The organism is Mycolicibacterium chubuense (genome assembly GCF_001044255.1).
In the GTDB taxonomy this organism is placed as follows: domain Bacteria; phylum Actinomycetota; class Actinomycetes; order Mycobacteriales; family Mycobacteriaceae; genus Mycobacterium; species Mycobacterium chubuense.
In genome coordinates this window covers 1-26,749 of sequence record NZ_JYNX01000060.1, presented here as the reverse complement: position 1 = coordinate 26,749, position 26,749 = coordinate 1, and the positions used below count along the sequence as shown (strand labels likewise).

Below are 26,749 nucleotides of genomic sequence, written 5' to 3'. Positions count from 1 at the left end.
CAACAGCGGGTAGAACGTGTTCTAGTTCTTGTCGTGACGGGCAGTGCATTCTCGCGGGAGGAACTCGCGGACGCGTTCGCCGAGTTCGAGCGGACGGTCGACCGCGCGGCGACGACGCGCGACTGGGACCCCTGGGTCGAGCAGTACACCGACGACGTCCTCTACATCGAGCACGCGGCGGGCACGATGCGCGGACGCGAGGAGGTGCGACCGTGGATCTGGAACACGATGGAGACGTTCCCCGGTAACCACATGACGGCGTTCCCGTCGCTGTGGAAGGTGTTCGACCCCGACACCGGCCGCGTCATCTGCGAACTGGACAACCCGATGCGCGACCCGGGCGACGGGACCATCATCAGTGCCACCAACATCTCGATCGTCACCTACGCCGGTGACGGGAAATGGCGCCGCCAGGAGGACGTCTACAACCCGCTGCGCTTCGTCAAGGCGACCCTGAAGTGGTGCGCGAAGGCCCACGAGCTCGGCACCCTGCCCGACGAGGCGGCTGAGTGGATGGCCCGGGTGGGCAAGTGACGGGATCTTCTCCCGTCGCTCCGCTGGCCCCGGTGCTGGTGATCGGCGCCAACGGCTACCTGGGCAGCCACGTCACCCGCCAGCTGGTCGAGGCGGGGCGGGACGTGCGGGTGATGGTGCGCGAGGGCAGCAAGACCGTCGGCATCGACGACCTTCCGGTCACCCGGTTCACCGGGGACATCTGGAACGACGCGGTGCTCCGGAAGGCGATGACCGGCTGCGACGTCGTCTACTACTGCGTCGTCGACACCCGCGGCTGGCTGCGCGACCCGGCCCCGCTGTTCCGCACCAACGTCGACGGCACCCGCCACGTCGTCGACATCGCCACCGAGCCGGCCATCGCCGCCGGGCTGACGAAGTTCGTGTTCACCAGCAGCTATGTGACGGTCGGCCGCCGGCGCGGCCGCATCGCCACCGAGGACGACGTGATCACCGACGAGCGCGGGCTCACACCGTATGTGCGGTCCCGCCTGCAGGCGGAGAGGCTGGTGCTGGACTACGCCCGGAACCGGGGCCTGCCCGCGGTGGCGATGTGCGTGTCGACCACCTACGGCGCGGGGGACTGGGGCCGCACGCCGCACGGCGCGATCATCGCCGGCGCCGCGTTCGGCAAGCTGCCGTTCGTGATGGGCGGCATCGAGCTCGAGGCGGTGGGCATCGACAACGCCGCGCAGGCGCTGCTGCTGGCCGCCGAGAAGGGCCGCGTCGGTGAGCGGTATCTGATTTCGGAGAAGATGATCTCCAATGCCGAGGTGGTGCGGATCGCGGCCGAGGCCGCGGGAGTGCCGGCGCCGACGACGACGATTCCGCTCGCGGTGTCGTACGCCATGGCGGCGATGGGCAGCCTGAAGGGCCGGCTGACCCGAACCGACCAACGGTTGTCGCTGGGCTCGCTGCGCCTGATGCGCGCCGAGGCGCCTGTCGACTGTGCCAAGGCCAAGCGCGAGCTGGGCTGGCAGCCGCGACCGGTCGAGGAATCGATCCGGGAAGCGGCGACGTTCTGGGTGAACCTGCGCGCCGCCCGCCGGTAGGTCAGGCGGCCCGCGCCCGTACTCCGAGCACCGGCTGCCGCCGTCGCCCGTCGCAGAACGTCGCCGACCACGGCCACCGTCCCCGCCCGTCGGCCCAAACCGCCTGCAGCACCCGGATGGGTCGCTCGGCATGTCTCACCGCCCAGCCACAGTGCACGTCCGGGTGGTCCACCTCGACCAACTCGACGAGCGGGCCGTCCTGGATCGTCACGAGGTCGCCGGGATTCCACCGCACGCCCTTCCGGATCCCGACGGCCAGCGCCCCCAGAAGACGCAGCGACCGCGGCGCAGACACGCTGGTCACCAGCAGTTCGGGCAGGTTCTGAGCGGAGAGGCCCACGGTGTAGGCGAACGGCATCCGGGCCTCGACGTACTGCACCATCCACCCGTTGCGGCGCACCTTGCCCCGGACGACCTCCAGATAGTCCTGCCGGGTCGCGGTGGGGTGATCGCAGAGCCAACACATGCGCACAGCCTGCACCCGCACACCGACATCGCCGGTGCTGCCACAATCTGTCGGTGCGCAACGGTGAGATCTCCCATTGGTTCGACGGCCTGCCGACGCCGAGGGCGCCCCTGCCGGGCAGTCGCGACGCCGACGTGTGCATCGTCGGCGCCGGCTACACCGGACTGTGGACGGCGTACTACCTGAAGGAGGCCGACCCGAGCCTGCGCATCATCGTGCTGGAGGCGCGCTTCGCCGGGTTCGGCGCATCGGGGCGCAACGGCGGCTGGCTGTCGGGGCTCGTGCCCGGGGACCGCGAGCGGATGGCCCGTCAGTACGGCCGCGACGGGGTGGTGGCGTGGCAGCGTGCCCTCAACGAGGCCGTCGACGAGGTCATCGACGTGGCCGCCCGGGAAGGCATCGAGGCAGGCATCGTCAAGGGCGGGACGCTGGAGGTGGCCCGCAACCGCGCCCAGGCCGGCCGACTGGCCGCCGCGGCGGCGGCCGAGCGCAGCTGGCAGGTCGACGGTATCGAAGAGTTGTCCAGAGACGAAGCGGCGCAACGTATTCGGCTGAGCGACGTGGTGGCGGCCTACCACAACCCGCACTGCGCCCGGATCCAACCCGCCGCGCTGGTCCGCGGGCTGGCCGACACCGTCGCCGCGCTGGGCGTGGACATCTACGAACGCTCGCCGGTCCTCGAGATCGCGGCGGGACGGGCGGTCACGCCGCGCGGCACCGTCAGCGCGCCCGTGGTGCTGCGCGCCACCGAGGGATTCACCGCAGGCCTGCCCGGGCTCAAACGCCGCTGGCTGCCGATGAACAGTTCGATGATCGCCACCGACCCGATCCCGGCCGAGGTGTGGGACGAGATCGGCTGGCAGGGCCGGGAGACGCTCGGCGACACCGCCCACGGCTTCTTCTACGCGCAGCGCACGGTCGACGACCGCATCGCGATCGGCGGGCGCAGCGTCCCGTACCGGTTCGGCTCCCGCACCGACCGCGACGGCCAGGTGCCCGCGCGCACGATCGCGGCGCTGACCGCCACGCTGCGCACGGTGCTCCCGCAGGTGGCCGGCATCGGGATCGCGCACGGCTGGTGCGGGGTGCTCGCCGTGCCGCGCGACTGGGAGGCGACCGTCGACTTCGACCGGGGCAGCGGGCTCGGCTGGGCCGGCGGCTACGTCGGGCACGGCGTCACCGCCACCAACCTCGCCGCCCGCACGCTCGCCGACCTGGTGCTGGGCCGGGCGACGCCGCTGACAGAACTGCCGTGGGTGGGGCACCGGTCGAAGAACTGGGAGCCCGAGCCGCTGCGCTGGCTCGGTGTGCGCGGCATGTATCTGGCCTACAAGGCCGCCGACTGGCACGAGGGCCGGGGCCGTGCCCGGACCTCGCCCATCGCGGTGGTCGCCGACAAGATCGCCGGGCGCCCGCACTGAGCGTTCAATGGTGGGTATGACCGACCGACCTGTGCTCCAACCGTCCAGCACCCATCCGATCACCGTCGGGCCCACCGGCCGACACGTCGCCGTCCTGATCGACGGTGACGTCGTCGCCGAGACCGACGCCGCGCTGACCCTGGAGGAGGGGAGTTACCCGGCGGTGCAGTACATCCCGATCGCGGACGTCGCGCCGGACCGGCTGGTCCGCAGCGACACCACGACCTACTGCCCGTTCAAGGGCGACGCCGCCTACTACCACCTGCGCACCACCGGCGGCGGCACGGTCACCGACGCGGTCTGGACCTACGAGCAGCCCTATCCCGCGGTGGCCGCCATCGCCGGTCACGTGGCGTTCTATCCGGACAAGGCCGATGTCCGGGTGCAGCCCTAGGCTGTGCGCGTGCACAGTACGGCCAGCGTCGTGTTCGCCGGCCCGGCGAGCCCGGGGCTGACGCTCGCGCCGCTGCGCCGGGGCCGCGCCGACCCCTGCCATCACGACGCCGCCGACGGCGCGATCTGGCGCACCAGCCTGCTCGCGAGCGGTCCCGTCACCGCCCGCCTCACCCGGGACGCCGTCGACACCGTGAGCTGCGAAGCCTGGGGTCCCGGCGCCGCCGAGTTCACCGACACCCTGCCGGCGCTGCTCGGCGCCGACGACGACACCGCCGGGTTCGACCCGCAGGAACCGACGATCGCGCGTGCCTACCAGCGGGTGCCGCACCTCCGACTGGGCCGCACCGGGCGCGTGCTGGAGGCGCTGGTGCCGGCCGTACTCGAACAGCGGGTGCACGGCAAGGACGCCCGGCGCGCCTGGCGCCGGCTGGTCGGGAAGTACGGGGCCCCGGCGCCGGGGCCCGCTCCGGCCCACATGCGGGTGCCCCCGACGGCCGAGGCGTGGCGGCGCGTGCCGTCCTGGGAGTTCCACCTCGCCAATGTGGACCCGGGCCGGGCCCGCACCATCGTCGGCTGCGCGCAGCGGTCCGACGCGCTCGAACGTCTGGTGCGCCGGTCTCCCGAGGCGGCCCGGGCGGCGCTGATGACGCTGCCCGGTGTCGGGGTGTGGACGGCCGCCGAGACCGCCCAGCGCGCCTTCGGCGACGCCGACGCGCTCTCGGTGGGGGATTACCACCTGTCCACGATGGTGGGCTGGAGCCTGCTCGGTCACCCCATCGACGACGACGCGATGGTGGCGCTGCTGGCGCCCCTCGCGCCGCACCGGCACCGCGCGGTCCGGTTGCTGGAAGCCAGTGGGCTCGCGGTGAATCCGCGTTTCGGGCCACGCACCGCGATACCGAATCTGGCCGAAATGTGACGTCCGCCAAAGGGGATTATCGCGTCCAGTGCCCGGGTACACCTCGCGGGAACAACGCGAAGGAGCTCAACATGAGTGCATTCACCGTGCCCGGACTGTCCGACAAGCAGGGCGCCGAGGTGGCCGAACTTCTGCAGAAGGCGCTGAGCCGCTACAACGATCTGCACCTCACCCTCAAGCATGTGCATTGGAATGTGGTGGGGCCCAACTTCATCGGCGTCCACGAGATGATCGATCCGCAGGTGGAGCTGGTGCGTGGGTACGCCGACGAGGTCGCGGAGCGCATCGCGGCCCTCGGCGCGTCACCGCAGGGCACGCCGGGCGCCATCCAGAAGGATCGCACCTGGGACGACTACTCCGTCGGCCGCGACACGGTCCAGGCGCATCTGGCCGCGCTGGATCTCGTCTACATCGGGGTCATCGAGGACACCCGTAAGAGCATCGACAGGCTCGGGGAGCTCGACCCGGTCACCGAGGACATGCTCATCGGGCACGCGGGCGAACTGGAGAAGTTCCAGTGGTTCGTGCGCGCGCACCTGGAGAACGCGGGCGGTCAGCTCGCCAACGAGGGCGCCAGCACCGAGAAGAGCGCGGCCAGTAAGGCCAAGAAGAACTCCTGACGCCGCGTCGTCAGTGCTCCGGGGTTCCGCCGGGGAGCGCGTCGTCACGCACAGGGCGTTCGGCGAGTTCCTCGGCGGTGCCGAACAGGTATGGGTAGGCGACGCCCGCGATCGCCGCACCGACCAACGGCGCCACCCAGAACACCCACAGCTGCGCCGGAGCGCCGTCGGCGTTGAAGAAGGCGACGCCGGTGGAGCGGGCCGGGTTCACCGAGGTGTTGGAGATCGGGATCGAGATCAGGTGGATCAGCGTCAGCGTCAACCCGATCGACAGCCCCGCGAAACCCTTGGGTGCGCGATCGTCGGTAGAGCCGAGGATGACCAGCAGGAACACGAAGGTCAGCAACACTTCGGCGATGAGCACCGCCACCAGCGAGTAGCCGCCGGGCGAGTGGGCGCCGTACCCGTTGGCCGCCATGTTGCCCGTCGCTGAGAAGCCCGCGCGCCCGCGGGCGATCGCATAGATTGCCGCGCCTGCGGCCAGTCCGGCGACCACCTGCGTGATCCAGTAGCCGGGCAACGCCTTCCATTCGACCCGCTTGGCCAGCGCCGCGCCCAATGTCACCGCGGGGTTGAAGTGGCCGCCGGAGATCGTGCCGAAGGCGTAGACCCCGGTGAGCACCGTCAGCCCGAACGCGAGAGAGACGCCGACGAAGCCGATCCCCAGGGAGACGCCGTCGTCGGACAGGAACTTGGCGGCGAAGACGGCGCTGCCACACCCGCCGAACACCAGCCAGAACGTTCCGATGAATTCCGCTGCGAGCCGGTGCAGCATCGTCGGTGGACGCATCGTGGGCCCCTTCCGCTCGGTGGTGGGATCCACGGTGACATCCCGCGGTGCGCACCGGGTTCGGCGTGTCCGAACTGATGCGTTAGCGCAACGGCGGCTCCACCGCAGGTCAGCGGTAACCGGTCAGCCGCGCCAGCAGCGCGGTCCGGCCGTCGGCGCCCACCGCCGTAGCCTCGGCCACCCCGCTGCCGCGGCCGGCGTGCAATGCCCTGGCGAGGTAGTGGGCCTCCCCGCCTCCGTGGAAGGGACGCAGGAAGTTCACCCGCAGCGACGCGGTGTGGAACGCGGCGCCCGCGGCCCGGTGCAGCGCCGCGGCCCCGACCAGCTCGAGCCCGGTCGACGACACCCCGCCGTGCACGGCGCCCACCGCGTTGTTCAGCACGGGATCGTCGTTCTGTGTCAAAGCGCTTCCAGCACTGCCTGTTTCAGCGATATCGACGGCCATCAGGTCGGCCAGCCGATGGCCGGGCCGTGGTCCCGACGCGGCGTCAGGCCAGGTGACGAGATCCGCGGGGGCGGCGATGTAGAACGAGCGCACCGTCGCGGTGGCCACGACGACGTCCCGAACGCTCAGGTCGCAGAGCGCGAGAGCGGTGCCGCTCTTCTGCCCGAAGGGGCGTGCGACACCGACCACCGGCACATCGGGTGCGGCCGCGATGGCCTCCGCGGCGCCGGGGGCGAACTCCACGGCCAGCTCGCTGGACACCGTCCATTCCCCGGTGCCGCGCCGCAGATGGTTGACGACGCCGCCGATGTGGTCGACCAGCATGGCCAGCGGAGCGACGGTGGCCTCACCGGTGCACGGGTTGGTCAGACCGGCCACCGGGATCGACGCCACACAGCGGTCCGCGCCTTCGCGGGTGGTGTCGATGCCGAAGCGGCCCAGCGGGGTGTTCAACGGATGGGGCACCCCTGCAGCCTGACGGCCCCGCCCCCACGTCGGTACCCCTTGGGGGTATGCCCACACGGGAGGCCGATCGGGGCCGGCTCGCTCCGCGAGCACGAATTGAGCTGTGCATCAACGCTATCGGGCACGCATACCGCCGACGGATCACCGGCACCTCCGGCGCTGCGGTTTGCTCGGCCCCGACATGGCCGCTCTCAGCGGGCGGCAGGGGAATTCTAAGAATCCGACGAGGCTTTCTGCAAATGCCAGACGGTCCTTTAGCGCACTACACGGCCATTTCTCCGGTGAGTAGCAAATTCCTACCCGAGGGGTGGGCTGTCTGTGATCTGCCTCTCATCCGGACCCCGGAGTTGTTGCCGGGGTGAAAGATCGCTCACGGCAACGTTATTCGACTGTGATCTGACGGCGGCCCGCGTCGACGCCCCATTCGTCCGGCGAACTGGCTTAGGGTGCACTAAGTTGGCATGTCAGGGGCCCTTTGTCATATCGTTTTCACCACTTGTGGCGCGTGGAAAAAGGGCCGTCGTTCAGTGCTGCACGAAGGTCCCTCCGCCGCCGCCCCGGCTAACGCTCTCGTCAACGGTTGCCGTTCGTGAACGCTCCGCCGAGGTCTGTGAAGAAATAAGGTAGGTGGGAATGGCGCCCAGTCCACAGGGCCTGTACAACCCCGCGTTCGAGCACGACGCGTGCGGCGTGGCGATGGTGGCCGACATGCACGGACGCCGCAGCCGCGACATCGTCGAGAAGGCCATCACCGCGCTGCTCAACCTGGAGCACCGAGGCGCACAGGGCGCCGAGCCGAACACCGGCGACGGTGCGGGCATCCTGCTCCAGGTGCCGGACGAGTACTTCCGTTCGGTCGTGGACTTCGACCTTCCCGAACCGGGTAGCTACGCCACCGGCATCGCTTTCCTGCCGCAGTCCTCGAAGGACGCCGCGACGGCGTGCGAGTCGGTCGGCAAGATCGCCGAAGCCGAGGGTCTGCGGGTGCTCGGCTGGCGCGAGGTGCCCACCGACGAATCCTCGCTGGGCGCTCTGGCCCGCGACGCGATGCCCACGTTCCGGCAGGTCTTCCTCGCCGGCGCCTCCGGCATGGACCTCGAGCGGCGCGCCTACGTCGTGCGCAAGCGCGCCGAACACGAACTCGGCACCAAGGGGCCCGGTCAGGACGGCCCCGGCCGCGAGACGGTGTACTTCCCAAGCCTTTCCGGTCAGACGTTCGTCTACAAGGGCATGCTGACCACGCCGCAGCTCAAGGCGTTCTACCTCGACCTGCAGGACCAGCGGCTCACCAGCGCGCTCGGCATCGTGCACTCCCGGTTCTCCACCAACACATTCCCGTCCTGGCCGCTGGCCCACCCGTTCCGCCGGGTGGCCCACAACGGTGAGATCAACACCGTCACCGGCAACGAGAACTGGATGCGCGCCCGCGAGNGCCTGAGCGCGATCGCCATCGTGCACAGCCGCTTCTCGACGAACACGTTCCCGTCCTGGCCGCTGGCCCACCCGTTCCGCCGGGTGGCCCACAACGGTGAGATCAACACCGTCACCGGCAACGAGAACTGGATGCGCGCCCGCGAGGCACTGATCAACACCGACGTGTTCGGGTCGGGCCAGGATCTCGACAAGATCGTGCCGGTGTGTACCCCCGGGGCCTCGGACACCGCCCGCTTCGACGAGGTGCTCGAGCTGCTCCACCTCGGTGGCCGCAGCCTGCCCCACGCCGTGCTGATGATGATCCCGGAGGCCTGGGAGCGCCACGAGTCGATGGACCCGGCGCGCCGGGCGTTCTACCAGTACCACGCGTCCCTGATGGAGCCCTGGGACGGCCCGGCGTCGGTGTGCTTCACCGACGGCACCGTCATCGGCGCGGTGCTGGACCGCAACGGGCTGCGCCCGTCACGCATCTGGGTCACCAGCGACGGACTGGTCGTGATGGCGTCGGAGGCCGGCGTCCTCGACGTCGACCCGGCCAAGGTCGTGCAGAAGATGCGGCTGCAGCCCGGCCGGATGTTCCTGGTCGACACCGCGCAGGGCCGGATCGTCTCCGACGAGGAGATCAAGGCCGAGCTGGCCGCCGAGCATCCGTACCAGGAGTGGCTCGACGCCGGGCTGTTCCAGCTCGAGGAGCTGCCGCCCGGCGACTACGTGCGGATGCCGCACCACCGCGTCGTGCTGCGGCAGCAGATCTTCGGCTACACCTACGAGGAGCTCAACCTGCTGGTCGCGCCGATGGCGCGCACCGGCGCCGAGGCGCTGGGCTCGATGGGCACCGACACCCCGATCGCCGTGCTCTCGTCGCGGCCCCGGGTGCTCTACGACTACTTCCAGCAGCTGTTCGCGCAGGTCACCAACCCGCCGCTGGACGCGATCCGGGAAGAGGTGGTCACCAGCCTGGCCGGCACCGTCGGCCCGGAGGGCGACCTGCTCAACCCCGACGCCGAGTCCTGCCGCCAGATCGCGCTGTCGCAGCCGATCCTGCGCAACGCGGAGCTGTCGAAGCTGATCTGCGTCGACCCCGACCACGAGATCCGCGGACACAAGCACGGCATGCGGGCCGCGGTGATCCGCTGCCTGTACCCCGTCAACCGCGGCGGCCAGGGCCTCAAGGAAGCCTTGGACAACGTGCGCGCGAAGGTCTCGGCCGCCATCCGCGACGGCGCCCGCATCATCGTGCTCTCCGACCGCGAGTCCAACGAGCAGATGGCGCCGATCCCGTCGCTGCTGTCCGTCGCCGCGGTGCACCACCATCTGGTCCGGGACCGGACCCGCACCAAGGTCGGCCTCGTCGTGGAGGCCGGTGACGCCCGCGAGGTGCACCACATGGCGTGCCTGGTCGGCTTCGGCGCCGCCGCGATCAACCCGTACATGGCCTTCGAGTCGATCGAGGACATGGTCGACCGCGGCGTCATCACCGGCATCAGCAGCGACCAGGCCAAGGCCAACTACGTCAAGGCCGCCGGCAAGGGCGTGCTCAAGGTGATGTCGAAGATGGGCATCTCCACGCTGGCGTCCTACACCGGCGCGCAACTGTTCCAGGCCATCGGCATCAGCCAGAAGCTGCTTGACGAGTACTTCACCGGGCTGTCCTGTCCGGTCGGCGGTATCGATCTCGATGACATCGCCGCCGACGTCTCGGCCCGCCATACGCTGGCCTACCTCGACCGTCCCGACGAGTGGGCGCACCGCGAACTCGAGGTCGGCGGTGAGTACCAGTGGCGTCGCGAGGGCGAATACCACCTGTTCAACCCCGACACCGTGTTCAAGCTGCAGCACTCCACCCGCACCGGTCAGTACGAGGTGTTCAAGGAGTACACGAAGCTCGTCGACGACCAGAGCGAACGGATGGCCTCGCTGCGCGGGCTGCTCAAGTTCCGTGAGGGCGAGCGCCCGCCGGTGCCGATCGACGAGGTCGAACCGGCCACCGAGATCGTCAAGCGGTTCTCCACCGGCGCGATGAGCTACGGCTCGATCTCCGCCGAGGCGCACGAGACGCTGGCGATCGCGATGAACCGTCTTGGCGGACGGTCGAATTCGGGTGAGGGCGGCGAGGCGGTCTCCCGTTTCGACCGTGACGAGAACGGTGACTGGCGGCGCAGCGCGATCAAGCAGGTCGCCTCCGGCCGGTTCGGCGTCACCAGCCACTACCTGACCAACTGCACCGACATCCAGATCAAGATGGCCCAGGGCGCCAAACCCGGTGAGGGTGGCCAACTCCCGGGGCACAAGGTGTACCCGTGGGTGGCCGAGGTGCGGCACTCCACGCCCGGCGTCGGGCTGATCTCCCCGCCGCCGCACCACGACATCTACTCGATCGAGGATCTCGCACAGCTGATCCACGACCTGAAGAACGCCAACCCGCAGGCACGGGTGCACGTGAAGCTGGTCTCCGAGAACGGCGTGGGAACGGTCGCGGCCGGTGTGTCCAAGGCGCACGCCGACGTCGTGCTGATCTCCGGGCACGACGGCGGCACCGGCGCCACCCCGCTGACGTCGATGAAGCACGCGGGCGCGCCGTGGGAGCTCGGCCTGGCCGAGACCCAGCAGACGTTGCTGCTCAACGGACTTCGCGACCGCATCGTGGTGCAGGTCGACGGACAGCTCAAGACGGGCCGCGACGTCGTCGTCGCCGCGCTGCTGGGCGCCGAGGAGTTCGGGTTCGCCACCGCACCGCTGGTGGTGTCCGGCTGCATCATGATGCGCGTCTGCCACCTCGACACCTGCCCCGTCGGCGTGGCCACCCAGAACCCCGTGCTGCGCCAGCGCTTCAACGGCAAGCCGGAGTTCGTCGAGAACTTCTTCCTGTTCATCGCCGAGGAAGTCCGCGAACTGATGGCGCAGTTGGGCTTCCGCACCGTCAACGAGATGGTGGGCCAGGTGGGCGCGCTCGACACCGCGCGGGCCGCCGAGCACTGGAAGGCCCACAAGCTGGACCTCGCACCGGTGCTGCACGAGCCGGACTCGGCGTTCATGAACCAGGACCTGTACTGCAGTTCCCGTCAGGATCACGGTCTAGACAAGGCGCTCGACCAGCAGCTGATCGTGCAGTGCCGCGAGGCGCTGGACTCCGGCTCCCCGGTGCGTTTCTCGACGAAGATCGCCAACGTCAATCGCACCGTGGGCACGATGCTCGGCCACGAGGTCACCAAAGCCTATGGCGGCCAGGGTCTCCCGGACGGAACGATCGACATCACCTTCGAGGGCTCGGCCGGCAACAGCTTCGGCGCGTTCGTGCCCAAGGGCATCACGCTGCGCGTCTACGGCGACGCCAACGACTACGTCGGCAAGGGCCTGTCGGGTGGACGCATCGTGGTGCGCCCGCCGGACGGTGCGCCGGCCGAGTACGTCGCCGAGGACAACATCATCGCCGGCAACGTCGTGCTGTTCGGCGCGACCAGCGGCGAGCTGTTCCTGCGCGGTCAGGTCGGCGAACGGTTCGCGGTCCGCAACTCCGGCGCCCACGCCGTCGTCGAGGGCGTCGGTGACCACGGGTGCGAGTACATGACCGGCGGACGGGTGGTCATCCTGGGCCCCACCGGGCGTAACTTCGCCGCGGGCATGTCCGGCGGCATCGGCTACGTGTACGACCCCGACGGCGCGCTACCCGACAACCTCAACGCCGAGATGGTCGCGCTCGAGAGCCTCGACGACGACGACGTCGAGTTCCTGCGCGGCATGATCACCGCGCACGTCGACGCCACCGATTCTGCGGTGGCACAACGGATCCTGGCCGACTGGGACACCCAGCTCGGTCACTTCACCAAGGTGATGCCGCGCGACTACAAGCGTGTGTTGCAGGCCATCGCCGATGCGGAACGCAACGGAGACGATGTGAACGAGGCGATCATGGCGGCCGCAAGTGGCTGATCCGCGCGGTTTCATGAAGTACACCCACCGCGAGACCCCGCCGCGGCGGCCCGTCGATCTCCGGTTGCGGGACTGGAAAGAGGTCTACGAGGACTTCCCCGAGGATCACCTGCAGGTCCAGGCGTCGCGGTGCATGGACTGCGGAATTCCTTTCTGCCACAACGGCTGCCCGTTGGGGAACCTGATCCCGGAGTGGAACGACCTGGTTCGGACCGACCGCTGGCGCGACGCCATCGAGCGGTTGCACGCGACCAACAACTTCCCGGAGTTCACCGGGCGGCTGTGCCCGGCGCCGTGCGAGGGGTCGTGTGTGCTGGGCATCAATCAGGATCCCGTGACCATCAAGCAGGTCGAGGTCGAGATCATCGACAGGGCCTTCGCCGAAGGCTGGGTCGTGCCGCTGCCTCCGGACCGGCTGACGGGCAAGAAGGTGGCCGTCGTCGGATCGGGACCCGCGGGACTTGCTGCGGCCCAACAGCTCACCCGGGCCGGCCACGACGTCACGGTGTTCGAGCGCGACGACCGCATCGGCGGGCTGCTGCGGTACGGCATCCCCGAGTTCAAGATGGAGAAGCGCCACATCGACCGGCGCCTGGAGCAGATGCGGGCCGAGGGCACGCAGTTCCGCACCGGCGTCAACGTCGGGGTCGACATCACGGCCGCGCAGCTGCGCTCCGAGTTCGATGCCGTCGTGCTGGCCGGAGGCGCCACCGCCCGTCGCGACCTGCCGATCCCCGGCCGCGACCTGGCGGGCATCCACCAGGCGATGGAGTACCTGCCGTGGGCCAACCGCGTCCAGCTCGGCGACCCGGTCGTCGACGACGACGGCCAGCCGCCGATCACGGCCAAGGGCAAGAAGGTCATCATCATCGGCGGCGGTGACACCGGCGCCGACTGTCTGGGCACCGCGCACCGTCAGGGTGCCGAGCACGTGCACCAGTTCGAGATCATGCCGCGCCCGCCGGAGACCCGTGCCGATTCCACCCCGTGGCCGACGTACCCGCTGATGTACCGCGTGACCTCCGCGCACGAGGAGGGTGGCGAACGGGTCTACTCGGTGAACACCGAGGAGTTCTACGGCGAGGACGGCCGCGTGACGGGGCTGCGCGGCTACGAGGTCGAGATGAAGGCCGGCAAGTTCGAGAAGGTCGAGGGCACCGACTTCGACATGGACGCCGACCTGGTACTGCTCGCGATGGGATTCACCGGCCCCGAGCGGGAAGGCCTGCTGACCGACCTCGGTGTCGAGATGAACGAGCGCGGCAACGTGGGGCGTGACTCGGTGTTCGCCACCTCGGTGCCCGGCGTCTACGTCGCCGGCGACATGGGGCGCGGGCAGTCGCTGATCGTCTGGGCGATCGCGGAGGGCCGCGCGGCCGCGTCGGCAGTCGATAAGTACCTGATGGGACACACGGCGCTGCCGGCGCCGATCAAGCCGACGGCCGTCCCTCAGCGCTAGGCACATTCGACGCTCGATCACCGAGCGCGCACAGGCGGTTGCGATCGCATCGATTTCACAACCGTGACGGCACGCTCGGTGCACGAGACGGTCGCAGCACGGTTTCGGCGCGTTAACACACGTCACTCCAGTCACACCAGAAACAGCATATTTTTATTCGGCGTGCCTCCAACTGTTTGCCAGCAGTCAGGTATCTAATGACTCGGTGAGGGCGCTGCGGTAAGGTGGCTCCCCGGTTCAGCTATTGACATACCGCAGGAGTTTCACCGTGTACATCAACCCGATTACCCGGACGCGGATGGGGCGAATGGCCTGGTCATTGTTCCGCCACCCCGTCAAGAGCCGCACTTTTCCCGCCAAGGCGGAACGGCTGATCACCGCCGACGAGCTCGTGCGATACGGCTACTAGCGAATTCTGTCGCTCCCGTAGGCGCCCTCCGGACGCTGTCAGAGCTCACTTTTGCCGGCCGTTATCGTTCCGTGACCGTCAGCGGTCTTTGCTGAGCAGCCCCGAATCGCGGATGGTCTCGGCCAGCGGCTCGAGCACCGCGGGATCGTAGGGCGGCGGCAGGTAGACGATCGCGAGATCGAGGCCCTCGGCGCCCAGCGCGATGCAATCCTCGATGACGCGGCGGTAGTTGCGGTCCTCGCCGAGGCGGACGTGCGCCGACAGCAGGATCTCCTTCGGGTCGCGACCCACGTCGGCGCAGTGCCGGGCGAGCACGTCGCGCTTGCGGGCGAACTCCTCGGGGGTGCCGCCGACGAAGTTCCAGTGGTCGGCGTACTGGGCGGTGATCCGCAGCGTGCGCTTCTCGCCGTTCCCGCCGATGCAGATGGGCGGATGGGGCTGCTGCGGTCCCTTCGGCTCGTTGCGTGCGTCCTTGAGCTGGTAGTAGTGGCCGTCAAAGGTGGTGGTCTCCTGCGAGAGCAGGCCCTTGAGCACCTGGCAGGCCTCCTCGAAGCGGTCGAAGCGCTCCTTGATGCTGCCGAGCTCGATGCCGTACGCGCCGGACTCCTCTTCGTTCCAGCCGGCGCCGATCCCCAGTTCCAGCCGGCCGTCAGAGACGATGTCCAGCGCCGAGGCCATGTTCGCGAGGACGGCGGGGTGCCGGTAGTGGATACCGGTGACGAGCACCCCGACCCGCAGCCGGGTGGTGGCCTGGGCCAGCGCGGTGAGCGTCACCCACCCCTCCAGGCAGGGGCCGGTCGAGTCGGAGAAGATCGGATAGAAGTGGTCGAAGGTCCAGCCGGACTCGAAGACGTCGATGTCGTCGGCGGCCTTCCAGACCGCCAGCATGTCGGACCAGGTGGTGTTCTGCGGCGAAGTCTTGAATGCGAATCTCACTTCTTCGACTCTAGAACGATGACTTCGCGGCCGCCGATTGGTCGGTACGGACATGATCGACATGACCTCGGCGTGTGCGGGCACCGCCGACCTTCTGCACAACGTCCGCGACGAGCACCTGACGGGGCGAACCCCCTGCGCCGACATGAGCGTGGCGGCCCTGGTGTCGCACCTCGGCGGCCTGGCGGCGGCCTTCACCGCGGCGGCGGACAAGCGGTACGGCGAGCTGACCGACAACCCGCCGGAGGTCAGTGAGGATCTCGAGACGGATTGGCGCGCTGCCTACCCCGACCGGCTTCAGGCGATGGCCGCCGCGTGGCGTGAACCGTCGGCATGGGAGGGCATGTCCCGTGCGGGCGGCGTCGACTTCCCCGCGGACGTCGGCGGGCTGATCGCGCTGACCGAGGTGGTCGTCCACGGCTGGGACCTCGCCCGGGCGACGGGGCAGCCGTACTCCGTCGACGACACCGTCTTGGAGGCGGTGCTGCCGCACGTCACGACGTTCGCCGAGGGGCCACCGGTCGAGGGGTTGTTCGACGCGCCGGTGCCGGTCGCCGATGAGGCGCCGCTGCTGGACCGGGTGGTCGCGCTCACCGGCCGGGACCCGGGCTGGACGCGATAGGGGCTCAGTGCGGCCGGCTGCTCACATGGGTGCGGGCGTGTTCGACCGCCTCGTCGAGGGTGTCCACGAGATGGTTTTCGTGGCGCAGAGATTCGAAGACACCGACGTTCTCCAGCAGCGCCGAGTGTTCCTCCCGTACCCCCTTGATGATGACCGTGATGCCGCGGGATTCCAGCTCGGCGCAGATCTGGGCCAGCGTGTTCGCGCCCGTGGCGTCGAGCATGCCCAGTTGAGACATCCGGATGATGACCACCGACGTATGCGGATGGTCGGCGTCCACGATCGCCGTCGAGATGCGGTCGGCCACCCCGAAGAACATCGCGCCGTCCAGCCGCAGCAACGCGATCTCCTCGTCACCGGGCTCAGCCGGGCCGGGCAGGTCCTCGCGCACCACGCTGCTGCGCCGCGCCACGCTGCGGAGCGCGAAGAACGCGGCGACGACGATGCCGATCTCGACCGCGTTGATCAGATCGAAGCAGACGGTGACCGCCGCGGTCAGAATGAACGTCAGGGCATCAGATCGTGTGGAGCACAGAATCTTTCGTATCGTCGACGCGGAGATCATCCGGAACGAGGTGACCATCAGCACGCCGGCCAGCGCGGACAGCGGGATCGCCGACACCGGCCCGGTGGCCAGGTAGACGACGCCCAGCAGCACCAGCGAGTGCACGATCGCCGACACGCGGGTGCGGGCGCCCGACCTGACATTCACCGCGGTGCGGGCGATCGCTCCGGTCGCGGGCATTCCGCCGAAGAGGCCCGAGGCCACCGACGCCAGCCCCTGCCCGACCAGCTCGCGGTCGGGGTCGTACGGACCGGTCGGTGACATCGTCGCGGCGACCCGCGCGGACAGCAGTGACTCGATGGCCGCCAGCGCGGCGATGGCCAGCGCCGCGCCCAGGAGGTCACGCAGGGCACCGGCGTCGGCGTGGGGGAGAACCGGGGCGGGCAGCTGGGCGGGGAGTTCTCCGATGGTGGCGACCGGTAGTCCCAGTGCGACGACGAGCACCGTCGCGGTCACGACCGCCGCGAGCGATGCGGGAACACCGCGGTGCAGCCGCGGCAGGATCGTCATCAGGAGGGCGACGAACGCCACCACGCCCAGCGTTCGCGTCGCGTGGCTCCAGTCGACATGGGAGACGACGTTCCATGCGGTGGTCAGCGTGCGTTCGCCGGCGGTGCCGGTGGCGCCGAACGCCGCGGGAACCTGCTGCAGGAAGATGATGGCGGCGATGCCAAGGGTGAATCCCTCGATCACCGGCCACGGGATGAACGTCACCGCACGTCCCAGGCCCGTGACTCCGGCGGCGAGGACCAGCAGTCCGGCCAGCACGGTGACCAGTGCGACGCTGCCGAGCCCGTGCGCGACGACGATCGGCGCCAGCACGACGGCCATCGCGCCGGTGGGGCCTGACACCTGAACGTTCGATCCGCCGAACACGGCGGCGACCAGCCCGGCGACGACGGCGGTGATGAGCCCCGCGGCCGCGCCGACCCCGGAGCTGATCCCGAACGCCAGCGCCAGCGGGAGGGCGACGACGCCCACGGTGATGCCGGCCAGGATGTCGCGCCGCCATGAGCGCGGCAGGTCCGCGTAGTCGCCGCGACCCGGGAGTAGGCGGGCGATCATCGGGGTTCGCCGAGTGGAGGCAACGAGTCGAGCGCGTCGAGCTGATGGCGTTGTCCGCCAAGGGTATCGGCGAGGAAGGTACGGGCGATCACCAGCAGTTCGGCGATCTTGGGGTGGGCCAATTCGTAGATCACCGCGTTGCCGACGCGGTGTCCCGTGACGACGTGGTGGCGTTTGAGAACCGCGAGGTGCTGGGAGAGCAGGGTGGGCTCGATGTCGGCCTGGGCGAGGATCTCGCTCACCGGCGTGGGCCGACCGCTGGCCGAGAGGATCTCGAGCACACGGATGCGGGCGGGGTGGGCCAGTGCCTTGAAGAGATTGGCCTTGGTCTCGTACAGCGGGCGCTGCTCGCCGGTGGGGAAGCGGTCGGGCATGGTGAACCTAGCGGATTGATGGATTGAATGAATTCTCAAGTGCATGGTACGGCATCCGTTGGCCGCCCGGGATCGCGCTCTCTGACGGTGACGCGTCAGGGCGCGACGAGCGACGTCAATTCGGTCCCGTCGTCGGACAATTGAACGAGCGTGGTGTTGATGCGCCAGACATCGCGCCACACCCCTGGCGCGGAGCTGATCACCCACAGCCGTTCGCAGGTGTCCAGATCCGTGGCCTCGGTGTCGAGTCCGATCGTCTGGTTGCCGTCCCGAGTCACCGCTACGCGACCGTCGTACCCTAGGTACCCGAAGTCCAGGTCGAGGTTGGTGCATCTCTTGCCCCACGAGCCGGAGCGGGTGTCGTACTGAGCCCAACCTCGGGTGGAGAACTCACTGGCATTGATGATCAGTCGGGATCCGATGAACCTGACCGGCCCACCAGAATCCTTGGGTGCGGCGAAGACCAGCTCACCGCGTGGAGTGATGGCCACCCAGCCGTGACTGACGTCGTGGACAGAGATGATGGGCAGGTCGAAGAAGCCCTTGGTGGTGGGGAATTGACCGACAACGGGTCGTGGGGCGCTCCGATTGCCGTTGTCGTCGAAGAGTTGGATCTCGTCGTCGCCATTCGATGCGATGCGCGCACCGAAGCCTCCGGGATAGAGGAGGGTGTCCTGCTGCTCGGCGCCGGCGGGCACGTGCGGTCTGATGACACGACCGTCGGACAGCGAGAACACGATCTTGCCGAAAGATCCTCTGCCGGAGGTGGTCTGAAATCCCAGACCAGGGGGATCGGTATCCAGAGTGTTGAGATACTTCGGTGACGCATCGCCTGCCCCGGGGACGAACCAGGTGGTATTCGCCCTCGGTCCGACACCGTAGACACCTTGGTCAACGGTCTGGGCGACAGCGTAGATACCGACCTGTTCGACGTTGAGGTCGTTCGGTTGGACGTCGAGATCGGTCGGACCGGTGTACGTCACCACCCCGGTATGGGAGTCGATGACCCATGCCGTCCGGTTCGCGAGTTCACTTGTCAGGCAGAGAACAGCGTCTGGGCCGTTGAGGAAGCATTCGGGTCTGGATCCGGTGTTGAGTTGTATTGCGGGGAACAAGCGCTGTCCGTCGGACACGTCGACCCCGGCGAGCCACCACTCGGTGGGGCTACCCAAGGTTCTCGCGAGGAGGAACGCTCGATCGCCGATGTTCCCGATGAGCGGACGGGAGTGAATCGGCATGTCGTCGGTGGAGAATCGGATGCCCTCGGGCAGGCTCAGATCGGCGGCGCCAAGACGCCAACCTGACACCGGACGCACGGACATCGACGACTTCAGGACGATCTGGTTCGAGGGCTGCCAGCTGACACGTGGACCGAATGAACTGTCACTCTTCGAATCTCGCCAGTAGATCACCCCGATCACGGTGATGACCACTCCGATGGTGATAAGGGCTGCGATGGCGAACGGCCAGCGCGATCGCTTGCGGAGGTTTGGCTCCTCGTCAGTCATTCTCTCCCACGTAGCCCAACGAGGGGGTATTCGTCGACCGGATGGATGTGCCATCATTCGTCGCTGACGTGACACGACGCGAGCACCTTCACCCGCTCGGTGGCAAGCGTGCTGGGTGAGGGGAAACCCAGATTGCGTTCGAGAATGCTGGCGGTGTGCGCGGGATCGTGTCCTTTTAGTCGCATGAGCGCAGCGACGATCGTATGGATACCGGCGCGAGCCTGCATTTGCGCCAGTGAGGCGATGAGGACAACCTCTGCGCCGAGTTCGGCCTCAGTCATGGAAATGTCGGGCGCGAGCTCGACTCGCAGGATCTGGCCGTTCAGCAGAACGGTCACGGCGACCGAGCCAGACGGATTGGCTGCAGTGAACAGTGCCGTTTGCACCAAGTCCTCGTCGGGAAAGGTAGATGGTCTGTACATGTCGAGCGCGGAAAGAACGGATGTGTCGGTGCAGTGGTCGAGGACCGGTTCACCTGGCGTGTCATCCCAGGAGACGTTCATGGGTCAGCCGGCCTTCCTTGTCACGATCGGCACTGCTGGCCAATGGACTGTCCCGCGAGGTAATCGGCGTTCTTGTAGTTTGAAGCCGCTGTGGTCAGCTTCGCGGACAGGTCCTCCGACCTTCGAAAGAGGCTGAGTCCGAGTGACTGTCGCGCCTCGTCGGCAGTCGCCAACGCTTCGCTTGTGAGTGCACAGATGACTCCATGGGTCGCTGTGATCCTGGAGGACGCGCCGGCAACGGCACGGTTCGCGCCTGTGAACTGATCGGCGGCTCGCGACTGCTGCTCAGCCAACTCATCGATATGGTCTGTCAACACTCTGAGGTTGACTTCGGCATTGGTCAACGGTTTTCGGCTTTCTTGACGTTCTTCCGATCGATCGGTTCGGGCGCGCGCCCTGTGCTCTGGCCCGTGAATCCGGCGCGGTCCGCGGGAGCCGCAGCTGCACCGGGTGGCGCCGCGGTCGGTTTCGGCGTCGCCGGCACTGATATTCGCGGAGCCTTTGGTTGCGGGGGTGAAGTCCCGGTACGCGGTGGAGCGCCTGCCGAGGGGTGCGACGGGGCGGCACTGTAAGGCGTCGCAGGAGGGCCCCACGGAGGATCTGCGTCCGGAACTTTGTAAGTGTCTTGTTCGGCGATCCGTTGAGGTAGCTGAGCGAGATCATCGGACTGTTTGATCAGGGCACCGCACGGGCCAGCCAGTTCTGGCGTTGCTTCCGCTGCACGATCTTCGTCGGCAACAGCGGCGATTGCCTCGAGGTAAGCGCGCTCTGCTCGTCGAATACCCAAGGCATTCTCCGCAGAATTCTTGACCAGGATCGCCACCGTGCCATTGGTTGTCGCCATCGCGGCTGCCGCCGTGGCGATGTCCGCTGCGGCCTTGGCAGCCGCCATGCCGGGGACGAAGTTCATCCACGAGGTGGCGAGTCCGAAGTCGTAGAGGTTCTGTGAGACGTCGTCCAGGGTCTCCCGCGTACGGCGCACTTGGGCCGCTTCAAGGCCGATGATTCGCGCAATCTCCGTGTCTGCTGTCTGGACGTTTGATGCCCTGCGTCTGTGCACGTCATTCGCCGTCCTGTACGCCTTCGCAGCCGCTCCGTCCCACCGGTCGTCGTGTGGCGCGGCGTCGATGAGCGTCTCGACGGTGTCCTCCAGTCGGCGGCCGGATTCGCGATACCCGTTGCCCTCGTCGGGATCACCCGAGCCGGTCAGCGCTTTCTGACCTTCGATGGCCAGCTGGGCGGCCGCCAGGATCTTCGAATCAGCGAGCTTCGCGGCTGAGCCGAGGTATCTCCTCGGCACCTCACCGAGACTGACGCCCAGCCCCTGGACGCCGTCGAGGATGCCTGTCACGTCGCCGATGAGATTGCGGCCGTCGGTCACCGCGCCGTGCACGTCCCCGCTGAGAATGTTGACGATAAAACTCGGCGCGTCTTCGATACCGCTACGCACGCCGTCGCCGATCTGGAAGAGATCCTCCAGCAGACCCACTACCCCCGCCTCCCGTCAGCGAAAGCCTAACAACCTCCGTAGAGGGGTCTTGACACGAATGTGTGCACCGTTCTAGGGGCACACTGGGGGCATGGATCCGGTCACCGCACTGCGCCAGATCGCCTACTACAAGGACCGCGCGCGCGAGGATTCGCGGCGGGTGATGGCCTACCGCAACGCCGCTGACGTCGTCGAAGCGCTCACCGATGCCCAGCGCGAGAAACACGGCGCCGCCAACAGCTGGCAGTCGCTGCCCAGGATCGGACCCAAGACCGCGACGGTGATCGCGCAGGCCTGGGCCGGCCGGGAGCCGGACGTGCTGGTCGAGTTGCGGGAGTCTGCGCAGGATCTCGGTGGTGGCGAGATCCGCGCGGCCCTGCGCGGCGACCTGCATGTGCACTCGAACTGGTCAGACGGGTCGGCCCCCATCGAGGAGATGATGCTGGCCGCCCGCGATCTCGGCCACGAGTACTGCGCGCTGACCGATCACTCGCCGCGGCTGAGGATCGCCAACGGACTGTCGCCCGACCGTCTGCGCGAGCAGCTCGACGTCATCGACGAGATCCGCGAAACTGTCGCTCCCATGCGGATTCTCACCGGGATCGAGGTCGACATCCTCGACGACGGCTCGCTCGACCAGGAGCCCGAGCTCCTCGACCGTCTCGACGTGGTGGTCGCCAGCGTGCACTCCAAGCTCGCGATGGATGCGCCGGCGATGACCCGGCGCATGATCAAAGCCGTCGAGAACCCGCACACCGATGTCCTCGGCCACTGCACCGGCCGCTTGGTCACCGGCGGGCGGGGCATGCGCCCGGAGTCCCGCTTCGACGCCGAAGCCGTGTTCACCGCGTGCCGCGACGCCGGCACAGCCGTCGAGATCAACTCCCGGCCCGAACGGCGTGACCCGCCGACCCGGCTACTGACCCTCGCGATGGACATCGGCTGTGTGTTCTCGATCGACACCGACTCGCACGCACCGGGGCAGCTGGACTTCCTCGGCTATGGCGCTCAGCGCGCCCTCGATGCCGGGCTCGCCCCCGAGCGCATCGTCAACACCTGGGACGCCGACACCCTGCTCGAGTGGACCAGGTCCTGAATCAGTCCGGCAGCATCGGCATCTCCCATCCCGGGTCGCGACCGACCAGCACGCCCCGCATCACCGCCGCGTTGCCGTAGCGCCCACGAACCCGGTCGACCGCCGAGTCGATGCTCGTGGTGTCGGCCGTCAGCGCGGAATGGGTGAACGGCAGCTCCATCTGCTGGGCCCCGTCGCGGTCGATGTTGCAGACCGCGAACCCGATCAACGTCAGACCGCGCTCGGCGATCAACGGACCCGCCGCCGTGACCAGAGCCCGCGCCGCCCCGAGGATCACGTCGGTCGACGCGGTGGCCCTCGGCAGCGTGTGTGACCGGGTCACCCGGGCGAAGTCGTCGAACCGCAGGCGCAGCACCACGGTGCGCCCGGTGCGCTCGGCCGCGCGCATCCGCCTCGTGATCCGATCGACCAGGTTGACCACGACCGCGTCGACCTCCGACGCCGACATCGTGTTGCCGGCCCGGCCCAGCGCGCGCTGGGCGCCGACCGAGCGGCGGCGCTGCCCGGTGACGACGCGCCGACGATCGATGTTGTGGGCCAATGCGAACAACTGCCGGCCCATCGCCCCGCCCACCATCGAGCTCAGGGTCGCCTCGTTGAGTTCGGCCACGTCGGCGACCGTGTCGATGCCGTGCTCGCGGAGCTTGCCCGCGGTTTTCGCGCCGACACCCCACAGCCGCCGCACCGGCAGCGGGTGCAGGAACGCGAGTTCGCGGTCCGGCGGCACCAGCAGGAGTCCGTCGGGCTTGGCCTCCTGGCTGGCGACCTTGGCGAGGAACTTGGTGCGGGCGATCCCCACGGTGATCGGCAACCCGACCTCGTCGCGGACCCGTTCGCGTAGGCGTGCGCCGATCTGCACCGGGGTGCCCGACACCCGGCGCAGGCCCGAGACGTCGAGGAACGCCTCGTCGACCGACAGCGGCTCCACGAGCGGTGTTGTGTCCCGGAACACCTCGAACACACCCTCGCTGGCCTTCGAGTACGCCGACATGCGGGGCGGCACGACGACGGCCTGCGGACACAGCGCGCGGGCCTGCCGACCGCCCATCGCGGTGCGCACGCCGAACGCCTTGGCCTCGTAGCTGGCCGCCAGCACCACACCGGCGCCGACGATCACCGGTTGGCCGCGCAGCGCCGGGTTGTCCCGCTGCTCCACCGATGCGTAGAACGAATCGAGATCAGCGTGGAGGATGCTCGCTTCCCCGGACACGAACATATGTTCGCATCAGGGGCTGACATCTCCCGCCGGATCGCCGTAGATGGCCGATGTCCAGATGTGCACGAGGTTGTCCAGCACGCGGTGATCGGGGATCGAGGGCTGGTGACCGATGAAGGCCGCCGCCATCACCGACTCGTTCATCAGGTTCAGGGCGGTCGACAACTCGAGGGCGGGCACCGTCACCGGCGCGGCGCCGTCGGCCCGTTCGGCCTCGATGACCGCGGCGATGTGCTCGATCCAGCGCTGCATCGACCGGGCCCACAGCTCACGGGCCTCCGAATGCGTGTCCCTGACCCCGACCGTCGCCGCGCACACCGCGCGGTGTGCGCCGAAGGTGCTGACGAAGACGTCGATGCCCCGACGCCAGATCGCCCGCCGATCCGCGGGCCGGTTGGCGATCAGATCCTCCAGCGCGGCGTCCGCCTCGGCGATGACGCGCTCCAGCAGCGTCAACAGCACCGCGTCCTTGGACGGGAAGTAGAAGTAGAACGTGGGCCGTGAGATCCCGGCGCCCTTGGCCAGGTCGTCGACGGAGATCTCGGCCAGCGGGCGGTCTTCCAGCAGCCGTTCGGCGGTCTCGAGGATCGCGATCTCCCGATCGTCGCCGGACGGGCGCGTCGCGCGCCTACTCCGGGTCGATCGGGGGTGGCCGGTGGTCGTCACCTTCCCGACTTTACACCCTGTCGATATTTTCGACGCACTGTTGACTGCGTCGACGCGCCGTTGATAGCGTGGCGCGATGACCGAGTTCGTCGACGTCGTCATCGTGGGGGCCGGCATCTCCGGCATCAGCGCCGCCTGGCACCTGCAGGACCGCTGCCCGGGCAAGAGCTATGTCATCCTGGAACGCCGCGCCAACCTCGGTGGCACGTGGGACCTGTTCCAGTACCCCGGTATCCGCTCCGACTCCGACATGTTCACGCTCGGCTTCCGCTTCAAGCCGTGGACGTCGAACAAAGCCATCGCCGACGGGCCGGCGATCATGGCCTACCTCAAGGAGACCGTCGCCGAATCCGGCATCGACAAGCACATCCGTTACGGCCAGAACGTCACCCACGCCGACTGGTCCGACGCGGACAACCGCTGGACGGTGACCGTCGAGCGCGAGGGCGAGCAGGTCGAGATCTCCGCGCGCTACCTGATGGCGTGCAGCGGCTACTACAACTACGACCAGGGCTACGCCCCGGAATTCCCCGGAGCGCAGGACTTCACCGGCCCGATTGTCCATCCGCAGCACTGGCCCGCGGACCTCGACTACGCCGGTAAGCGAATCGTCGTCATCGGCAGTGGTGCCACTGCCGTGACTCTCATTCCGGCGCTTGCTAATTCGGGAGCCGGCCACCTGACCATGCTGCAGCGCTCCCCGACGTTCATCGCGGCGCTGCCCGACGTCGATCCGTTCACCGTCGCGACCAACAAGCGGCTGCCCGCCAAGGCCGCCTACGTGCTGAACCGGTGGAAGAGCATCCTGGCCCAATCCGCGCAGTACCAGATCGCGCGCCGTTTCCCGGACTTCTTCCGAAAGCAACTGCTGACCATGGCCAAGCACCGGCTGCCCGAGGGCTACGACGTCGAGAAGCATTTCAACCCGCGCTACAACCCGTGGGACGAGCGAGTGTGCCTGGCCCCCAACGGCGATCTGTTCAAGACGATCCGCGCCGGCAAGGCCGACGTCGTCACCGACACGATCGAGCGGTTCACCGCGACCGGCATCCAGCTGGCCTCCGGCAAGCACTTGGACGCCGACATCATCGTGACCGCAACGGGTTTGAATCTGCAGCTGTTCGGCGGTGCATCGATCTCCCGCAACGGCGAGCCGCTGGTGCTCAACGACTCCATGGCCTACAAGGGCATGATGCTGACGAACATGCCGAACATGGCGTTCACGATCGGCTACACCAACGCCAGCTGGACCCTGAAGGCCGACCTGGTGTCGGAGTTCTTCTGCCGCGTCATCAATCACATGGACGCCGGCGGCTTCGACGCCGTCGAGCCGCAGCACCCCGGCGCCACCGTGGACGAGCGGCCGATGATGGACTTCACCCCGGGTTATGTGCTGCGCGCGCTGGACTACCTGCCCAAGGCGGGCTCGCGGACGCCGTGGCGTCTCAAGCAGAACTACCTGCTCGACCTCCAACTGATCCGGCGCGGCAAGGTCGACGACGCTGCACTACGGTTCACCAGACACTCAGCGCCGGTAAGGACTTCGGCCTAGAGGGCCCGTCAGCCTCCGACGACCACTGTCTATTTGTCGTCTCCGACGACCACGATCCCGTCGTCGTCGCTGTAGGCGATGTCGCCGGGGGTGAACACCACACCGCCGAATTCGACGGCGGCGTCGCGCACCCCCTCACCGGTCTTGGTGCTCTTGCGCGGATTCGTGCCCAGCGCCTTGATGCCGATGTCGAGCGTCCGCAAGGTCGAAGCGTCCCGCACCGCTCCGTTGATGATCAACCCCGACCAGCCGTTGGACCGGCCGAGCTCGGCGATGACGTCACCCACCAACGCGGTGTGCACCGAGCCGTCGCCGTCGATCACCAGCACGCCGCCATCACCCGGCTCGGAGAGCACCGACTTCAGCAGCGCATTGTCCTCGAAGCAGCGCACCGTGGTGATCGGGCCGGCGAACTCGGCGCGTCCGCCGAACTGGCGCATCTGCAGATCACAACTGCGGACGTCGGGTCCGATCTCGTCGACCAGGTCAGCGGTGGGGCGAGGGGTGAGAGTCACCGCGCCATTATGCCGTCCGTCAGTCGTCGTGGTTGCGCCGCGCAGCAAGCAGCACCACGATGACCGCCAGCACACCGGTGATCACGGCGGCGGCGACGGGCAGCCGCGACGACGCCGGGGTGTCACGCGGTACCGGGGGCGGGCCGGTGACGGCGGTGCTCGCGGTGGCGACAGTGGACTTCGCCTGCGCCGCAGCCTCTTTGGCGGCGGTCGCCACTGCATCGGCGTCCTGCGGCGGTGCCACCCGGGTGGCTGGGGCCTTCGTGGGCGGCGCCTTCTTGGCCGGGGCCTTCTTCGCAGGCGCAGCAGCCTTCTTGGCGGGT

At 68.4% G+C, this 26,749-nt stretch carries 25 protein-coding genes and 1 pseudogene; 12 read left to right on the top strand and 14 right to left on the bottom strand.

Translation table 11 applies throughout. From position 1 onward, the window contains the following. Positions 1–33 precede the first annotated feature (33 nt). Both MCHUDSM44219_RS20870 and MCHUDSM44219_RS20865 read left to right on the top strand, forming a co-directional pair. Positions 34–534, top strand: coding sequence for a nuclear transport factor 2 family protein (locus tag MCHUDSM44219_RS20870; protein WP_048420162.1), 501 nt, complete (start codon positions 34–36; stop codon positions 532–534). Beyond that, positions 531–1,565, top strand: a complete 1,035-nt coding sequence (locus MCHUDSM44219_RS20865) for an NAD-dependent epimerase/dehydratase family protein (RefSeq protein ID WP_236695533.1) — start codon at positions 531–533, stop codon at positions 1,563–1,565. Before MCHUDSM44219_RS20870 ends, MCHUDSM44219_RS20865 begins: the two co-directional genes overlap by 4 nt. Before the next feature lies 1 nt (position 1,566). Here the strand turns inward: MCHUDSM44219_RS20865 and MCHUDSM44219_RS20860 are convergent, their stop codons facing one another. Next, complete coding sequence (locus MCHUDSM44219_RS20860; protein ID WP_048420449.1) at positions 1,567–2,031, bottom strand: DUF4262 domain-containing protein; 465 nt, start codon at positions 2,029–2,031, stop codon at positions 1,567–1,569. A 47-nt stretch (positions 2,032–2,078) separates the two neighbouring features. On the opposite strand from MCHUDSM44219_RS20860, the gene MCHUDSM44219_RS20855 reads away from it, so the two are divergent. The 4 genes from MCHUDSM44219_RS20855 (at position 2,079) to MCHUDSM44219_RS20840 (ending at position 5,387) form a co-directional block, all read left to right on the top strand. Continuing rightward, positions 2,079–3,452, top strand: coding sequence for an NAD(P)/FAD-dependent oxidoreductase (locus MCHUDSM44219_RS20855; RefSeq protein WP_048420161.1), 1,374 nt, complete (start codon positions 2,079–2,081; stop codon positions 3,450–3,452). Between the two features lie 16 nt (positions 3,453–3,468). Continuing rightward, positions 3,469–3,846, top strand: coding sequence for a DUF427 domain-containing protein (locus tag MCHUDSM44219_RS20850; RefSeq protein WP_048420448.1), 378 nt, complete (start codon positions 3,469–3,471; stop codon positions 3,844–3,846). Positions 3,847–3,855: 9 nt separating this feature from the next. After that, positions 3,856–4,767, top strand: a complete 912-nt coding sequence (locus tag MCHUDSM44219_RS20845; RefSeq protein WP_048420447.1) for a DNA-3-methyladenine glycosylase family protein — start codon at positions 3,856–3,858, stop codon at positions 4,765–4,767. 71 nt (positions 4,768–4,838) lie between these two features. Then, positions 4,839–5,387: a Dps family protein gene (locus MCHUDSM44219_RS20840; RefSeq protein ID WP_048420160.1), complete on the top strand. Its 549-nt coding sequence runs from the start codon at positions 4,839–4,841 to the stop codon at positions 5,385–5,387. Positions 5,388–5,397: 10 nt separating this feature from the next. Here the strand turns inward: MCHUDSM44219_RS20840 and aqpZ are convergent, their stop codons facing one another. Beyond that, positions 5,398–6,177: an aquaporin Z gene (gene aqpZ, locus MCHUDSM44219_RS20835; RefSeq protein WP_048420446.1), complete on the bottom strand. Its 780-nt coding sequence runs from the start codon at positions 6,175–6,177 to the stop codon at positions 5,398–5,400. Between the two features lie 109 nt (positions 6,178–6,286). Next, the gene (locus MCHUDSM44219_RS20830) at positions 6,287–7,087 is read right to left on the bottom strand and encodes a PaaI family thioesterase (protein ID WP_048420159.1); all 801 of its coding nucleotides are present in this window, start codon (positions 7,085–7,087) and stop codon (positions 6,287–6,289) included. 633 nt (positions 7,088–7,720) lie between these two features. Between MCHUDSM44219_RS20830 and MCHUDSM44219_RS29595 the strand changes: the two are divergent. The 3 genes and pseudogenes from MCHUDSM44219_RS29595 to MCHUDSM44219_RS20820 all read left to right on the top strand — a co-directional run. Continuing rightward, positions 7,721–8,518: pseudogene (locus MCHUDSM44219_RS29595) on the top strand (glutamate synthase subunit alpha); the annotation flags it as partial. A gap of 1 nt (position 8,519) precedes the next feature. Then, on the top strand, positions 8,520–12,451 hold a 3,932-nt coding region (gene gltB, locus MCHUDSM44219_RS20825; protein WP_131722339.1), incomplete at its 5' end, for a glutamate synthase large subunit. Beyond that, the gene (locus MCHUDSM44219_RS20820; protein WP_048420157.1) at positions 12,444–13,910 is read left to right on the top strand and encodes a glutamate synthase subunit beta; all 1,467 of its coding nucleotides are present in this window, start codon (positions 12,444–12,446) and stop codon (positions 13,908–13,910) included. The genes gltB and MCHUDSM44219_RS20820, both read left to right, overlap by 8 nt. A 487-nt stretch (positions 13,911–14,397) precedes the next feature. Here MCHUDSM44219_RS20820 and MCHUDSM44219_RS20815 read toward each other — a convergent pair whose 3' ends face one another. Beyond that, a complete protein-coding gene (locus tag MCHUDSM44219_RS20815; RefSeq protein ID WP_048420156.1) occupies positions 14,398–15,255 on the bottom strand; it encodes an LLM class F420-dependent oxidoreductase in 858 nt (285 codons plus the stop codon). 52 nt (positions 15,256–15,307) lie between these two features. On the opposite strand from MCHUDSM44219_RS20815, the gene MCHUDSM44219_RS20810 reads away from it, so the two are divergent. Further along, positions 15,308–15,877, top strand: coding sequence for a TIGR03086 family metal-binding protein (locus tag MCHUDSM44219_RS20810; protein WP_048420155.1), 570 nt, complete (start codon positions 15,308–15,310; stop codon positions 15,875–15,877). Positions 15,878–15,881: 4 nt separating this feature from the next. Here MCHUDSM44219_RS20810 and MCHUDSM44219_RS20805 read toward each other — a convergent pair whose 3' ends face one another. The 6 genes from MCHUDSM44219_RS20805 to MCHUDSM44219_RS30050 form a co-directional block, all read right to left on the bottom strand. Next, on the bottom strand, positions 15,882–17,507 hold the full coding sequence (locus MCHUDSM44219_RS20805; protein WP_048420154.1) for a SulP family inorganic anion transporter: 1,626 nt from the start codon (positions 17,505–17,507) through the stop codon (positions 15,882–15,884). Further along, positions 17,504–17,881, bottom strand: a complete 378-nt coding sequence (locus tag MCHUDSM44219_RS20800; RefSeq protein WP_048420153.1) for an ArsR/SmtB family transcription factor — start codon at positions 17,879–17,881, stop codon at positions 17,504–17,506. Before MCHUDSM44219_RS20800 ends, MCHUDSM44219_RS20805 begins: the two co-directional genes overlap by 4 nt. Positions 17,882–17,976: 95 nt before the next feature. Further along, on the bottom strand, positions 17,977–19,464 hold the full coding sequence (locus MCHUDSM44219_RS20795; protein WP_131722336.1) for a 9-bladed beta-propeller domain-containing protein: 1,488 nt from the start codon (positions 19,462–19,464) through the stop codon (positions 17,977–17,979). After that, positions 19,443–19,892, bottom strand: a complete 450-nt coding sequence (locus MCHUDSM44219_RS20790; protein WP_053081324.1) for a hypothetical protein — start codon at positions 19,890–19,892, stop codon at positions 19,443–19,445. Before MCHUDSM44219_RS20790 ends, MCHUDSM44219_RS20795 begins: the two co-directional genes overlap by 22 nt. A 20-nt stretch (positions 19,893–19,912) precedes the next feature. Then, positions 19,913–20,209: a type VII secretion target gene (locus MCHUDSM44219_RS31760; protein WP_413783635.1), complete on the bottom strand. Its 297-nt coding sequence runs from the start codon at positions 20,207–20,209 to the stop codon at positions 19,913–19,915. 23 nt (positions 20,210–20,232) lie between these two features. After that, on the bottom strand, positions 20,233–21,381 hold the full coding sequence (locus tag MCHUDSM44219_RS30050) for an EspA/EspE family type VII secretion system effector (RefSeq protein WP_053081322.1): 1,149 nt from the start codon (positions 21,379–21,381) through the stop codon (positions 20,233–20,235). Between the two features lie 91 nt (positions 21,382–21,472). Here MCHUDSM44219_RS30050 and MCHUDSM44219_RS20775 point away from each other — a divergent pair, with 91 nt between their 5' ends. Continuing rightward, positions 21,473–22,477 carry a PHP domain-containing protein gene (locus MCHUDSM44219_RS20775; protein WP_048420152.1) on the top strand — a complete coding sequence of 335 codons (1,005 nt, stop codon included), beginning with the start codon at positions 21,473–21,475 and terminating at the stop codon, positions 22,475–22,477. A gap of 1 nt (position 22,478) precedes the next feature. Here the strand turns inward: MCHUDSM44219_RS20775 and dinB are convergent, their stop codons facing one another. Continuing rightward, on the bottom strand, positions 22,479–23,693 hold the full coding sequence (dinB, locus tag MCHUDSM44219_RS20770) for a DNA polymerase IV (RefSeq protein ID WP_048420151.1): 1,215 nt from the start codon (positions 23,691–23,693) through the stop codon (positions 22,479–22,481). A 9-nt stretch (positions 23,694–23,702) separates the two neighbouring features. After that, complete coding sequence (locus MCHUDSM44219_RS20765; protein ID WP_048420150.1) at positions 23,703–24,359, bottom strand: TetR/AcrR family transcriptional regulator; 657 nt, start codon at positions 24,357–24,359, stop codon at positions 23,703–23,705. 76 nt (positions 24,360–24,435) lie between these two features. Between MCHUDSM44219_RS20765 and MCHUDSM44219_RS20760 the strand changes: the two genes are divergently transcribed. After that, positions 24,436–25,911: a flavin-containing monooxygenase gene (locus tag MCHUDSM44219_RS20760; RefSeq protein WP_048420149.1), complete on the top strand. Its 1,476-nt coding sequence runs from the start codon at positions 24,436–24,438 to the stop codon at positions 25,909–25,911. 29 nt (positions 25,912–25,940) lie between these two features. Here the strand turns inward: MCHUDSM44219_RS20760 and rraA are convergent, their stop codons facing one another. Both rraA and MCHUDSM44219_RS20750 read right to left on the bottom strand, forming a co-directional pair. Further along, a complete protein-coding gene (gene rraA / locus MCHUDSM44219_RS20755) occupies positions 25,941–26,426 on the bottom strand; it encodes a ribonuclease E activity regulator RraA (protein ID WP_048420148.1) in 486 nt (161 codons plus the stop codon). Positions 26,427–26,445: 19 nt separating this feature from the next. Continuing rightward, the coding region (locus MCHUDSM44219_RS20750) for an MMPL family transporter (protein WP_048420147.1) at positions 26,446–26,749 on the bottom strand (304 nt) is incomplete at its 5' end.